The 13,331-nt window shown below is 69.3% G+C and carries 11 protein-coding genes; 5 read left to right on the top strand and 6 right to left on the bottom strand.

Annotated elements, in window-relative coordinates; translation table 11 throughout:
• Positions 1 to 316: 316 nt before the first annotated feature.
• Positions 317 to 2,737 (bottom strand): FG-GAP repeat domain-containing protein, encoded by a 2,421-nt coding sequence (locus BLU09_RS19035; RefSeq protein ID WP_143043148.1) that lies wholly within the window; start codon positions 2,735 to 2,737, stop codon positions 317 to 319.
• Positions 2,738 to 3,604: 867 nt separating this feature from the next.
• Between BLU09_RS19035 and BLU09_RS19030 the strand changes: the two genes are divergently transcribed.
• Genes BLU09_RS19030 through BLU09_RS39420 form a run of 3 tightly spaced genes read left to right on the top strand, consistent with a single transcriptional unit; the run spans position 3,605 to position 4,496 of the window.
• Positions 3,605 to 3,841, top strand: a complete 237-nt coding sequence (locus BLU09_RS19030) for a hypothetical protein (protein ID WP_143043147.1) — start codon at positions 3,605 to 3,607, stop codon at positions 3,839 to 3,841.
• Positions 3,838 to 4,212 (top strand): hypothetical protein, encoded by a 375-nt coding sequence (locus BLU09_RS19025; RefSeq protein WP_143043146.1) that lies wholly within the window; start codon positions 3,838 to 3,840, stop codon positions 4,210 to 4,212. The genes BLU09_RS19030 and BLU09_RS19025 overlap by 4 nt, the downstream gene beginning before the upstream one ends.
• On the top strand, positions 4,209 to 4,496 hold the full coding sequence (locus tag BLU09_RS39420) for a type III secretion system effector protein (RefSeq protein ID WP_244171838.1): 288 nt from the start codon (positions 4,209 to 4,211) through the stop codon (positions 4,494 to 4,496). Before BLU09_RS19025 ends, BLU09_RS39420 begins: the two co-directional genes overlap by 4 nt.
• A 38-nt stretch (positions 4,497 to 4,534) precedes the next feature.
• Here BLU09_RS39420 and BLU09_RS19015 read toward each other — a convergent pair whose 3' ends face one another.
• The gene (locus BLU09_RS19015) at positions 4,535 to 6,145 is read right to left on the bottom strand and encodes a DUF3466 family protein (RefSeq protein ID WP_090490968.1); all 1,611 of its coding nucleotides are present in this window, start codon (positions 6,143 to 6,145) and stop codon (positions 4,535 to 4,537) included.
• A 290-nt stretch (positions 6,146 to 6,435) separates the two neighbouring features.
• Here BLU09_RS19015 and BLU09_RS19010 point away from each other — a divergent pair, with 290 nt between their 5' ends.
• On the top strand, positions 6,436 to 8,832 hold the full coding sequence (locus tag BLU09_RS19010; protein WP_090490967.1) for a lytic transglycosylase domain-containing protein: 2,397 nt from the start codon (positions 6,436 to 6,438) through the stop codon (positions 8,830 to 8,832).
• Between the two features lie 61 nt (positions 8,833 to 8,893).
• Here the strand turns inward: BLU09_RS19010 and BLU09_RS19005 are convergent, their stop codons facing one another.
• The 4 genes from BLU09_RS19005 to BLU09_RS40105 form a co-directional block, all read right to left on the bottom strand.
• The gene (locus BLU09_RS19005; protein WP_011550357.1) at positions 8,894 to 9,640 is read right to left on the bottom strand and encodes an SDR family oxidoreductase; all 747 of its coding nucleotides are present in this window, start codon (positions 9,638 to 9,640) and stop codon (positions 8,894 to 8,896) included.
• 169 nt (positions 9,641 to 9,809) lie between these two features.
• Positions 9,810 to 11,030, bottom strand: a complete 1,221-nt coding sequence (locus tag BLU09_RS19000; RefSeq protein ID WP_090490966.1) for an aminotransferase-like domain-containing protein — start codon at positions 11,028 to 11,030, stop codon at positions 9,810 to 9,812.
• Between the two features lie 3 nt (positions 11,031 to 11,033).
• Complete coding sequence (locus BLU09_RS18995) at positions 11,034 to 11,510, bottom strand: Lrp/AsnC family transcriptional regulator (protein ID WP_090490965.1); 477 nt, start codon at positions 11,508 to 11,510, stop codon at positions 11,034 to 11,036.
• 269 nt (positions 11,511 to 11,779) lie between these two features.
• Positions 11,780 to 11,959, bottom strand: coding sequence for a DUF5953 family protein (locus BLU09_RS40105; protein ID WP_222595302.1), 180 nt, complete (start codon positions 11,957 to 11,959; stop codon positions 11,780 to 11,782).
• 631 nt (positions 11,960 to 12,590) lie between these two features.
• On the opposite strand from BLU09_RS40105, the gene BLU09_RS18990 reads away from it, so the two are divergent.
• On the top strand, positions 12,591 to 13,328 hold the full coding sequence (locus BLU09_RS18990) for a TetR/AcrR family transcriptional regulator (protein WP_090490964.1): 738 nt from the start codon (positions 12,591 to 12,593) through the stop codon (positions 13,326 to 13,328).
• Positions 13,329 to 13,331 lie beyond the last annotated feature (3 nt).

The following is a 13,331-nucleotide window of genomic DNA, read 5'->3' as shown; positions in this document are numbered from 1 at the left end:
CGCCTCGCACCCCTGGTCTGGGACTCCCTCCCTGTCTGAAGAGGGCTGCCCGGGTGGCCCTGCCGCCACCTGGAAAGGCGCATGTTCCCGCCTTTCCCGAAGATGTGGCCGAGCCTTCGTTTCCGCTACTGAGAACCGACGGCTCCGCCGCTTCTTCCTGAATAGCTTGGAATCTCGTGATTAGCCCGTCATCCCGCCAGTCGTCCGCGAGTCGAAGGATGACGTCGGCTGGCGGACGGCGTGTCCGTGGCGCTCGCCAGGGGAGGCGGGAGGGCGCCCGGTCGTGAGCCGGGCACCCTGACCGCGCGAGCTTGCGTCAGCGGAAATGGGCGGGGCTGGCGGGCACGTCGCCTACCTCGCCCAGGTTGTAATAGAGCGTCTGGGTGGGTTGCTGGCTGGGCCGGATGGTGAACCAGCCGCCCCAGGGCGTGTTGTTGCCCAGCAGGACCTTGCGCTTGTACAGGGCCAGGTCGTCGGCGCCGTCTCCGTCGAAGTCACCCACCACGGGCTCGTCGTCGCACTCGCCGAGGCTGGCGGTGATGAACTGCCCATCGGTGCTTCGCACGTACTTGAAGGTGCTGGGCGCACCACAGGTGCCCGTCTTGTAGGTGCCCATGTCGGCGACGCGGTCCCCGTCGTAGTCGGCGACGACGGGCAGGGCGCCCACCGGGCCCTGCGGGTCCGTCCAGTATTTCTGGAGGGTGCTGGAGGAGAACCACGTGTACCAGCCGCCCCAGGAGGTGCCGCCGCCCAGGTCGACGCGCTTCTTGAAGACGGCGAAGTCCGTGTGTCCGTCCCCGTCGAAGTCCCCGCTGACGGGCAGGTCATCGCACTCGGCGCCGAGGGAGAAGGTGGTGACGGCGCCGTTGTGGGACGCCCGGTAGATGAAGAGGTCATCCTGGGTCTGGCAGCTCGTCGGGGCCCGGTACACGCCGAAGTCGGTGCGGCCGTCGCCGTCGTAGTCGCCGACCACGGGCACGTCGCCCACTTCGCCCAGCGTGTCCCAGTAGTCCTTGTTGTCCCGGCTGGAGTGCCAGGCGTACCAACCTCCCCAGGTCGTGGCGTTGGGGAGCAGGACCTTCTTCGTGTAGACGGCGAAGTCCGTGTGTCCGTCCCCGTCGAAGTCCCCGCTCAGGGGGAGGTCGTCGGTGAGGTCTCCCAGGTCGAAGCCCACCTTGCGGTCCACGGCGCTGCGCAGGACGGTGAAGTGGCTGGGCACGTTGGCGGTGCTGGATTGCGTGTAGACGGCGGGGTCCGACTTCCCATCCGCGTCGAGGTCGCTGGGGGGCCTCCGGTCCGGCGCGTCGGTGTAGACATGGACGCCCCAGGGCCCGAAGTCATCCGTCCAGGAGGCGCCGGGTGAAGGGACGCTGGCGGTGTATGCGCCCGTCCGGCTTTCGAAGAGGACCCGTGGGCCGCCTGGCGCATGGGCCTTGTTCCAGCTCGACACCTGGAACGACACGCCCTGGAGCGGCTGGTTCGTCTTGTTGGCGACGATGAGGTAGCGCCGGCCGTTCACCTCCCGAAGGGTGCCTTCGACCTGCGCGCTGAACGCGGCGGAGACGCTCCAGGTTCCCGGCCCCGCGGCGATGGTGTTCGCGACGAGCGCGGGTTCGAGGTCTCGAAGCTGGCTGGCGAGCCGCTTGATGTGGTCCCAGAGCAGGGAGGAGCTGCCGATGGAGTCGGTTCCCCACCACCAGATGCCGCGGCTGCCGTGGATGATGGCGCTGTACGCCTGGAAGCGGAGCTCTTCGTATTCGGGCCGCCGGCCGCGGCCGGGCATGCCGTTCCAATCCCAGCAGCACTCATTGAAGCCCTGGGCTTCCAGCACGAAGAACATGGGGGCGGCCGGGACGAACGGCGCGACGCCATCCGCGTCGTACGTCGCCTTCATCCGGTCCAGCGCCCCGCCGATGGCGTTCTGGTCGATGAGGGGGAACGGAATCCCCGGCTCCTGGGGGTAGTTCGTGTTCGCGTTGGTGCTCCAGTTGTGGTTGTAGACGGGGTAGGTGTCCTGGGACCACATGTCCGCGATGAGCCGCCACTTGCGTGCGAGCCCGACGTTTCGTGGATGGTTCTCCGGGATGACCGCTTCATTCGCCCACATCAGGTGGTGGGGGTCTCGCGCCCGGACGAAGTCCTTGTAGTTCAGCGCTGCTTCGTAGGAGGGCCACAGCAGGAGCCCTTGCGTGTGGATGACGCAGCCATCCGGGTCCAGTGGCCGTGGGTCGTTGACCCCCGGAAGGATGCAGGCCTCGCGGCTCCAGGCGGCCTCGTCCTGGTGCTCGTAGAAGAGCAGTGAATCGGCGTGACGAATCTCGGCGATCTTCTGGTCCAGCGGAGAGCCGATGACGTGGAACTCCGTGAAGTGTGACCAGTCTATCTTGCCCGGGCCGTAGGGCTCCGGCTCGTAGTTGTACGCGAACGGAACGTAGTAGACGCCATAGTCCTCGGCCCGCGTCAGGTCGGTGAGCCCCAGGTGCTGCATGCGTGTGCGGACCGTATTGATGCCGGCGCTGGCCAGCTCACTGAGCGCGAAGGCGTCTTTCTCGCGCGCAATCCCGGGGTGGTACGTGGGCGTCGTGCCGTAGTTGGGGTAGCTGTCCGCGTCGTAGTCCGGGTAGTCATAGACGCCAATGACAAAGAATGGCTTTCCATTCTTTTGGAAGACGGGAGTGTCATTGGCCAGGGCCGCGGTGGCACCAAGGGCGGCGAGGAGGAAAAGCTGTCTGTTCATGTGAAGGAACATTCTGGGGGAGCGCTGGAATTGCGGCGAAAGAATTTCACTTCCAGTCGAGGCACCGCGTCAGTCGTTGCGCGGTGAGGGCTTTCCCTATCCCAAGGGACTGACGCCGGCCCGATGAGAGGCGCAGCCAGGATGGCCCCGCCTTGCTGGGAGTTCTGGTCGCGCTTGATTTACGGGGAGTGCATGCGGGGGAGCCTGGCGAGGGCGTGGGCGGCTGTGCGGGATGTGGCGGGAGTGGGCGCGCCTGTCTCCCTGTTCCGCAGTGTCTCGCTGACACCCGCGTCACGCGGTGTGACGACCATTGCACACGCGCACAGTCGGTTCGCCCCCATCTCGTCCCAGCGTCGCCAGGAAAACCAGGGACCTGCGTTTGTTCGTTGAAAGGCACGAAGGTTGCCTTTCGCGATGACTGGACGCGAGCCCCCGGAGTCCATCCATGCCACTGGCGATGAAACCCTCACGAGGTGCGTGCAACCCTTCTCACCTGGAGGTGGCGCGATGACGGCCTGGAATCCAGGAAGCTCGTGCCGCTGCTGCCGACGCAGGCGCTCCCCCCGGGTGTCCCGCCCGCCCACCACCTCCAGCGCGCCGAAGGCGGGCCCGCCTGCCAGCGCCGCGGCGCGGTGCGTGGCCGGCAGGCGGTGCGGGTGCCTGGCCTCGGGCCACCGCAGCGTCCGGCACCGCGTGGAGCGGATTCGCCGCCAGACGCATTCGTGGTGGTGACTGGTGATGCCAGTCACTTGGGGATGAGCGGTATCACCGGCGTTCTCGCCCGGAGGCATCTCCGGGCCTCACGTAAGTCGCTGAAATCAGGTAGGTTTTTCGGTGGGCTGTGCCGCGGTGCGGCAGGCACGGGAGATGCCCTGGTGTCAGGAAATCGCCTACCTCCCGCTCCCAAGGCCCCCATCGCCCCGCGAGCTGCAGACGCGTAAGGACAACCTCAACCGCGCGGACTCCGGCGTGGTCCACCCGGACCTGCGGGGCATCCGCACGCGCCGTGACAATGGCCAGTCCGGCGCGGACTTCGCGGACTTCACCCTGGACGCGCGCAATTCCACGCACCAACTGATGAGCAGCCCAACGGCCGCCGGATGATGACGGAGCTCGACGGCTGCACCCAGGCGGTAAACCCTGGCGTGACGGGCACCCTGCGCAACCCGGTGACGGTAGCGGACATCTATTATTCGGGCCGCAATGCCTCGCTGCCCAACGCGCAGGCGCCCCGGAACGACGGCACGTTCGAGTCGACGCGCCCGGCGTCCCGCATTGGCGGCCAGCCCGGCGCGGGCCGGCCCAGCGACATCAAGTCCAACGAGCAGGGCTCGGGCTCGCACGTCGCCAGCCTGGGCCACGAGTCGGTCCACGCCTGGCGCGGGCCCACGGGCTCCAGGTCAGACCGCTGGCGGCCAGCAAGCACGCCGACGCGCCCGTCTTCCACCAGCAGCCGCAGTTCACGGGGGCCATGAAGCAGACGGTCGATGACCGCCTGCGCCTCACGGAGGAGTTCGAGACGGTGGGCCTGCGTCCCACGCCGCACACGCGCACGGGCTGGGCGCCCAGCGACAACATGATTCGCGCCGAGCACGGGCTGCCGCTGCGCCAGGACTGCTCGGGCATGCGGCCGGGCAACAACAGCAACACCACCCACCTGAGCATGTTCGACGTGGGCTCGGACAACCGGAGCTTCTTCCAGCGCCTGCGGGGCGAGCCGTCGCCCGTCGGCGGGATTGTCTCCGCCCTGGAGCGGTGAGCCCGGGGGGATGCCCTCGGGCCCACGCGGCGCGGGGGCTACTGCCGGACCAGCTTGTAGGCGGTGATGGTGCCGTTGAAGCGGCCGATGCCCGTGATGTCTCCGCGGGCATTGATGTCCTCGGCGCTCAGCAGCGTCCACCCGCTGTCGGCGGGCAGCACGCTGTTGAGGTCGTGAACCTGCCCGCCCACCCAGGCGACGGCGGCCGCGGTCCCCAGCGTGGTGTTGCCGTAGTACTGACCGACGTAGCCCACGACCCAGCCCTCCGCGTTGATGCCCTTGGCCTCGCTGTGGACGGCGGCCGGCAGGCTGGGCAGCGTCCCCAGGCTCCGGATGGTGCCATCGCTCCAGACGAAGGCGTTGTAGATGGGCGAGCCATCGGCGGCGGCGCCCACGACCGAGGAGCCCACGACGGTGCTCGAGTCGTTCACGTCATACGCCTGGCTGGCGCGCGAGACGTCCAGCGAGCCCAGGTTCACGCGGGTGCCGTCGTGCGTCCAGAGCGTGGCGCGCGTCACGCCCTGGGCGTTCTTGGAGTACCCCGCCACGTCGCCCTGGGCATTGATGGCCCAGGCGCGCGCCAGGGTGGTGCCCAGCCCGTCCAGTGAGCCGAGGTCCGTCATCGTCCCCGCCTCCCAGCGGAAGGCGCGGCTCGCGGTCCCCGTGGACGAGCTGCCCACGATGACGCCGCTGTCGTTGATGTCCGTGGCGACGGCGGTGGCGCCGCCCAGCGTACCCAGGTCGGTCAGCACGCCAGCTTCCCAGCGGAAGGCCCGGGGCGCGTCGTTGTCGCTCTCGCCCACCACGACGCCGCTGGCGTTGATGCCGTAGGCGCGGCTGAAGGCGTTGCTGCCCGGCAGGGTGCCCAGCTCCGTGAGGGTGTCGCTCCCCCAGTGATAGGCGATGAGCGGCGACGGCGTGCCGCCGACGATGGCGGAGCGCACGTTCCCGACGACCTGCCCCGCGTCGTTCAGGGCCTGGGCGTAGCTGCCCGTGCCCCCGGGATGGCCAATGGGCACCAGGGCGTAGTCAGGCAGTTCCACCTGCCCGGGCTGCTCCTCCGGGACGCAGGTGCCGTCCTGCTCGACGTAGCCCGCGTCACAGTGGCAGTGGTCGCCGTGGGCGTGGCCATGCTCACCGCAGTCGGGCGTGGGCTCCTCGGCAGGGACGCAGGTGCCGCCCTGCTCGACGTAGCCCGCGTCGCAGTGGCAGTGGTCGCCGTGGGCGTGGCCATGCTCGCCGCAGTCCAGCGTGGGCGTCTCGGGAACGCAGGTGCCGTCCTGCTCGACGTAGCCGGCGTCGCAGTGGCAGTGGTCGCCATGGGCGTGGCCGTGCTCGCCGCAGTCGGGCGTGGGCTCCTCGGCGGGGACGCAGGTGCCGTCCTGCTCGGTGTAGCCCTCGTCGCAGTGGCAGTGGTCACCGTGCAGGTGGCCGTGGCCACCACATTCGTCGACGGGCTCCTCGGTGGGGACGCAGGTGTCGTCCTGCTCGGTGTAGCCCGCGTCGCAGTGGCAGTGGTCACCGTGCAGGTGGCCGTGGCCACCACATTCCTCGGTGGGGTCGGGCGGATTGGAGTCGTCGGACCCGCAGGCTCCAAGGAAGAGGGCCGTCGCGGTCAAGAGGGCGAGTTGGAGGGGTCGTAGTTGCATCGCGAGTTCCGGCTCAAGGGGGGATGCCGCGGACGAGCGGCGCACGTCACGCGGTCGGCGACATATGTCACGGCCGTTCCGTTTGAGCAACCATGTTACAATAGTTCCGGTGTGGTGGGAGTCGGGAGGTGCCGGGCGCGGCCGTTGGATTTCCCGCACGGGCCCGGCCGCGCACATCAGCGCTGTATTCGCTGGATGACAGGGCACGCGGGAAAACGCGGCGCCCCCCATCCCAAACGCACGGCGAGTGACGATGGATTGCCGCCCCTGGTTCGACAAAGAGGGCGGTCATGGACGGACTTCGAGCAGGCGCCGTGGTGCTCCTCACGTGCGCGGGCATGCTGGGCGCATCCCCTTCCTGGGCGCAGGCGCCCCTGGAGGAAGAGCCCGGCGAGGTGCTCTCCGAGGACCAGTTGGAAGCGCTGCTCGACTCACCCGTGGCGCAGCCGTCCGACGGTGAGCTGTCCACCGCGGCCTTCGGGCCGGAGCAACTGGCGCCGTACTTCGCGGAAGGCACCCTGGCGAAGGCCCACGCGGAGTTCCGGCGCGGGCGCTACGCGCGGGCGCGGAGCCTGCTAGCCCAGGAGGAGGCCACGCCGCAGGTCCGCTTCCTCATGGCGCAGAGCGCGCTGCTGGCGCGCAACCACGCGGTGGCGGCCGAGGAGTTCGCCGCGCTGGCGGACGGCTACGGCGCGCTGCGCGACCACAGCCTGCTGCGGGCCGCCCAGGCCAACGAGCGGCGGCGCAAGCTGGACACGGCCGCCGGGCAGTACCGCGGCGTGAGCCCGGGCTCGCCGCTGTACCCGGAGGCCCGCTTCAGCCTGTCGCGGGTGCTCCAGCGGCGGGGGGACATTCCGGGCGCGTTGACGGCGCTCCAGGAGCTCATCGACAGCCGCCAGTCGCGAGGGCCGGACGCGCTCCGGATGAAGGCACTGCTGGCCATCTGTGACCTGGCGCGCGCGCAAGGGCAGTACAACGCCGAGCACCGCGCGCTGCTGGAGGTGTGGGCCACCAGCCCGCTGTCGAACGAGGCGCGCCGCGCCGAGAAGCGGCTGAAGGGGTTGCCGCTGCCCCTCAAGTGGCGGGTGCGCCGCGCGGAGGCGCTGGTGGAGCTGCACCGCAACCATGCCGGCATGGCGCTGCTGGACAAGGTGCTGCCGCACCTGGAGCTGCCGGACGAGCTGGCCTGCCGCGCGCACCTCACCTACGGCCGGGCGCTGCGCAAGGAGCGCAAGCACCGCCGTGCCATCGAGGTGCTGGAGCCCATGGTGGCGGGCTGCACCGCGTCCGAGCAGCGGCCGCAGGCGCTCTACATCCTGGGCTACTCCCAGTCAGTGGTGGAGCCAAAGGCGGCCGTCACCACCTACGCCACGCTCGCCCGGGACTACCCGGAGCATGGCTACGCGGATGACGCGCTCTTCTTCGAGGCGTGGTTGCTCCAGCGCACGGGCGACGTGGAGACGGCCCTGGCGCGCTACGAAGAGGCCGCGCGGCGCTATCCGGCGGGGAACTTCGCGTCGGAGTCGCTCTTCCGTGCCTTCTGGCTGCACTCCCGCAAGGCCAACGCCCCAGCGGCCCTGGCCGCGCTGAAGGCGGTGGAGGACCTGCCCGAAGCGGCGCGCACGGACGAGGCGCTGTGGCGCTCGCGGTACTGGCGTGCGCGCATGCAGGAGTCCGGCGCCTCGGCGCAGGCGGCGCTCGATGCATACGCGCACATCGCCGCCGAGCGCCCCGCGGCCTGGTACGGGATGCTGGCCCGCTCACGGCTCGCGCTGCTCTCACCGGAGCGCGTGGCGCGGCTGTACCCCAAGCCCGTGCCTGCCGCGGCCATGGAGGGCACTGGCGGCTCCGGCCGCGACGCCGCCCCGGCGGACGAAGCGGTGGAGGAGGTGGGCGAGTCCGAGGAGATCTGGCCGCTGCCGCCCGGCGCGCTGGCGAAGGACGCGCGCTTCAACGCGGGCGTGGAGCTGATGCGCCTGGGGCTGCCCGGCGCGGTGGAGGAGTTCCTCGCCGTGGATGCGCGCGCGCTGCCCGAGGCGCCGGCGCGGCTGCTGTATCAGACGCTGAAGCGCACCGGCCGCAATCGGGCCGCGCGGCAGGTGGCGCGCACCTCGCTGAAGCAGGAGGTGCACGGTCCGCTGAGCGCCGCGTCCCGTCCCATCTGGGAGGCCACCTGGCCGCTGGCGTACCGCTCGTCCATTGCCCGTTACGCGCGGGCCCACCGCGTGGACCCCGACCTGCTCCAGGGCCTCATCCGCGAGGAGAGCCGCTTCAATGCCCGCGCGCGTTCGGCCACGGGCGCGCTGGGCCTGGCGCAGCTGATGCCGGCCACGGCGCGACAGGTGGCGGACTCACTGGACATGCCGATGCCGGGTGAGTCCGCGTTGCTCCAGCCTCACACCAACATCCGCCTGGGCGCGGCGTACCTGGGACAACTGGTCAAACACTTCGGCGGCAACGTGGCCTACGCGGTGGCGGCCTACAACGCCGGGCCGCGCGCGGTGGAACGCTGGCGGCATGCGCTGCCTGAAGCGGAGCTCGACGAGTGGGTGGAGCACATCGGCTTCGAGGAGACGCGCGAGTACGTGAAGAAGGTGCTCGGCAGCTACAGCGCCTACAAGCTGCTCTACGCGGACGAGCCCGCGCTGCTGAGGGACATGCGCCTCAGTGACGCCAGCCGGCGATGAAGCGCGGCATCCCAGCGGACCCTCCAGGCGGCACGCTGCCGTGCCGCCCGGAGGAGGAGGCTCAGAAGTTGAGGCCGCCGTCCACGTCGATGGTGCGGCCGTTGAAGTAGTCGCACTCCAGGATGAACTTCACGGCGAGCCAGATGTCCTCGGGCACGCCGATGCGGCCCACGGGGATGTTGGAGACCAGCGCGTCGCGGGCCTTCTGGTTCATGCCCTGCGTCATCGGCGTCTCGATCATGCCCGGGGCCACCGCGCCCACGCGCACGCCGAAGGGGCTGAACTCGCGCGACCAGGTGACGGTGTTGGCCGCCAGCGCCGCCTTCGCGGACACGTAGTTGGACTGGCCGCGGTTGCCGTGGCGGGCAATGGACGACATGTTGACGACCACGCCACCCTTCTGGCCGGACTCGGCGACCTTCGCCACCACCTCGCGCACCATCAGCGTGGCGCCCGTGAGGTTGACGCCGATGACGGCGTTCCAGTCGGCGGTGGACAGCTTCTTCACCTCGCCGGTGGTCCGGTCCTTCTTCACCAGCAGCGCGTCACGGAGGATGCCCGCGTTGTTGATGAGGCCGTTGAGGCCGCCCATGGCGCCCTGCGCCCAGTTCACGAAGGAGACGATGTCCTCCTCGGAGGACACGTCCAGCTTGCGGCGGTGGATGCCGGCGGGCAGCGCGGCGAGGCGCTCCTCGGCCACGTCACCCACGGCCACCTGGGCGCCCGCCTCGTGCAGGCGCTGCGCGAAGTGAGCGCCCATGCCCTGGGCGCCGCCCGTGACGATGATCTTCAGGTCCTTGAGCTGCATGTGTCTCTCCGGCAGGTGGGGTGATACGAAATGCCGCGCAGGGTACGAAACCCCGACCGCGCTGGCCAGCGGTGAGCGATGTGAAACCTGAATCAATCTTCAACTTCGCTGGAACGAAAAGCGCCGCGTCGTTTCCGACGCGGCGCGGCAAAGGTGCCCCGTCAGCGGCTCAACCCAGCTCGGCGGCAATCACGGCGCCCAGGCGGCGCATGCCCTCGGTAATCAGCTCCGGCGGGCGGTTGGAGTAGTTGAGGCGCATGAACTCCGGGCGCGGGTTGTTGGCGAAGAAGGGCGCGCCCGGTACGAAGGCCACCTTCTGCTCCACCGCCTTGGGCAGCAGCGCCTGGGCGTCCAGACCGCCGGGCAGCTCCACCCACAGGAACATGCCGCCTTCGGGGTGCGTCCACTGGGTGCCCGCGGGCATGTGCGCCTGGAGGGCATCCAGCATGGCCTGGGCGCGCTCGCCGTAGACGGGGCGCAGCGACTCCAGGTGGGCCGCGTAGTCGAAGCGCGCCAGCAGCTTCACCACCGCGCGCTGAGCCAGCGTGGCCGTGTGCAGGTCGGTGGACTGCTTGGCGATGGCCAGGCTGCGCACGAAGTCGCGCGGGCCCACCACCCAGCCCAGGCGCATGCCCGGGGCCAGCGTCTTGGAGAAGGTGCCCAGCGACACGACGACGCCCTCGTCGTCGAAGGCGGACAGGGACGGCAGGTGCTCGCCGCGGAAGCGCAGCTCGCCGTACGGGTCGTCCTCCAGGATGAGGAAGCGGTACTGCTGGGCCAGGCGGACCAGTTCGCGCCGCCGCTCCAGCGACAGGGTGGTGCCCTTGGGGTTCTGGAAGTTGGCGACCACGTACACCAGCTTGGGCTTGTGCGTGGCCAGCAGGCGCTCCAGGTCGTCGGTGCGCATGCCCTGGTCGTCGCTGCCCACCGTGGCGAAGCGCGCCTCATAGGCGCCGAACGTCTGCAGCGCCGCCAGGTAGCTGGGGTTCTCCACGATGATGAGGTCACCGGGGTCCAGCAGGACCTTGGCCACCAGGTCGATGCCCTGCTGCGAGCCGTTGGTGATGAGCACCTGGTCCGCGTTGGACTGGCGGCCGCGATTCTGGAGGTGGCCGCAAATCCACTCACGCAGCGGGCCGAAGCCCTCAGTGGTGCTGTACTGGAGCGCGGCGCGTCCCTCGGTGGCCAGGGCCTCGGCGTGCGCCTCGGCGATGGCTTCCAGCGGGAAGAGCTCCGGGGCCGGCAGGCCTCCCGCGAAGGAGAGGATGTCGGGCCGCTCGGCGACCTTCAGGATTTCGCGCACCGCGGACGTCTTGATGCGGGACATCCGCTGGGCCAACCGCCATACGGGCGGCGGGGGAAGGGGGGCGCTCATCGCGTCGGCGCTCATACGTCACGCTCCTTTCGGGGGCTGCGGAGGCACGTGGACATGCGTGTCCTCCTTCATGGACGTCAGGACGATGGTCGTCTGCGTGCGGGTGACTCCCGCGATGGTGCGCAGCGTTCCCACCAGAAGGGAGTCGAGCGAACGGGTGTTCGCCGTCTTCACCTTGAGAAGGTATGAGTCCTGGCCCGCCACGCGGTGGCACTCCAGGACGTCCGGCAGCGACAACACCTTCGTCAGGAACTCGTCGAAGTATTTCGGGTGCTCGATGCTCACGCCGATGAAGGCCGTGATGTCCTTGCCGAGCTTCGCCGCGTCCACACGAGCCGAGTAGCCCGTGATGACGCCGCGCTCCTCCAATTTGCGGATCCGCTCCGCCACCGCCGGCTGGGACAGCTTCACCGCACGCGCCAGCTCCAGCTGCGTGGCGCGGCCATCGCGCTGCAACATGTCGATGATGCGGTGGTCTAGTTCGTCCAGGAACATGGGGGCGTTTGCCTTGAATTTATAGGCACTTTAGCGGGATGGCAGATAATTTATATTTGATGCTCCAAGGGTGCAACCTCGAATGTGACGTCCATTCGCACCGTGAACTGTGTCGATGCTGACAGTGGAAAGGTGTGTCCGTCCGCCGGGGGACGCCTCGGCTGGACGGTGGCGCGAAGCTGGGGCGAGCCAGGTGCGGTGGCACCTGCCCGGGGCTCGTTGACGCCGCGCATTGTGTCCGGATGAACGGAGGGCTGGCGCCTGACTGTTCACGGCGCAGCGTGCCCACCGATTTCCGGAAAGCGCTCATCGGTTCCAAGCCGCCCGCCCGCGTGGGCTGGGTTGTTGCGAACGAGCGGCGCATGCGTGAGGCGCACGAACCAGCCCCCCGTCGCCGTGCGCCGTGCTCGCGACAACAGGTCCGCGTCACGGGCCGGGAGCCCGATCACTTTGGGTCAGGGCGGCAGAACATGGGCCGCGGGCTCGCTGCGTGCATCCAGGAGATCCTGTCGGGTCTGCCGTCTCTCTTTGAAGGGGATATCTACGCCGACCTCAATGGCGAGCAGTGGCAGTCCCATGAGTGGGGTTGCGTGCGCGTCCGCCTTGGTGCGTGACTCGGGGCGCCTCGGCTGCACCTGTCCGGCACCGATGTGGGGGACGTGGGGCTGTCAGTGGCGCGCTGGGAGTCTGCCTGGCGGCGCACGACCTCTCGCGAGGCCATGGCCGACAGTTCTATGTGTTTGTGATTTCCAGCTCCGAGCGCGGTGCGGTGGGCTGCATGTCGCTTCGGAGGAGCCACGCATGAGCGGCCGTGTATCTGCCCGTCGACTCCGTGTCACCGGCAGTCACTCAGGCCGAGGATGATGGGGCATGTCGTGCCCGCGCCGCCTCCTGCGCGGCACGTCCCGACGCGCAACGGCTCCCGTCGCGTGAGCACGTGTACTGAACATTCAGAGTAGGCTTTGCACACGTCGGCGCCGCACGAGCGCTGACGCCGTGCGTCGAACGTGCGGTTTGACGCGCGAAGCCATCGACCGTGCTTTGACACCCTCCCTGCCGGGTGCTACCGCTAGGTGAAACATGAATCGGGCTTCATCTTCTCAAGACCGCTCCGGACCCGTCACGCCGCGAGGCCAGAAGACGCGTGCGAAGCTGTTGAAGGCCGCGGAGTCGGTCTTCGGTGAGAAGGGCTACGAGCGCGCCTCCATCGCGGACATCACGCGCAAGGGTGGCGTGGCGCTCGGGACGTTCTACGTCTACTTCCCCGACAAGCAGTCCATCTTCGTCGAAGTGGTGGACGAGCTGGGCACGCGCCTGCGCCGGCTCATCGCCGAGTCCGTGGCCGGCTGCGAGGACCGCGTCGACGTGGAGCGCCAGGGCCTGCGCACCTTCTTCCAGTTCGTGCGGCAGCACCCCAATCTCTATCGCGTGGTGCGCCAGGCGGAGTTCGTGGATGAGGCCTGCTACCGCCGCTACTACGACCGCTTCGCTCGCGGCTACGTGAGCGGGCTCACCCGCGCCATGGAGGCGGGCCAGGTGCGGCGCATGGACCCGGAGGCGCTGGCCTACTGCCTCATGGGCATCAGTGATTTCCTCGGCATGCGCTGGGTCCTCTGGGAGGAGGACCCGGGGCTCGAGCGCGTCCTCGACACCGCGATGGCGCTCATCTCCCACGGCCTGGACCCGCGCGCGTCCACGGGCCGCAACACCGTGAAGTCCTCCGCCGCTTCGAAGCCGAAGCCGAAGCCCAAACCGAAGCCCCTGAAGAAGAACACCCTGCGTCCCGCCCGCCGACCGGCGCGCGCCGCCCGGAGCTGACGA

The organism is Myxococcus virescens (assembly GCF_900101905.1).
Taxonomy (GTDB): domain Bacteria; phylum Myxococcota; class Myxococcia; order Myxococcales; family Myxococcaceae; genus Myxococcus; species Myxococcus virescens.
Note: the sequence above shows the minus strand (reverse complement) of the source record. Positions and strands in the feature narration are given on the sequence as shown.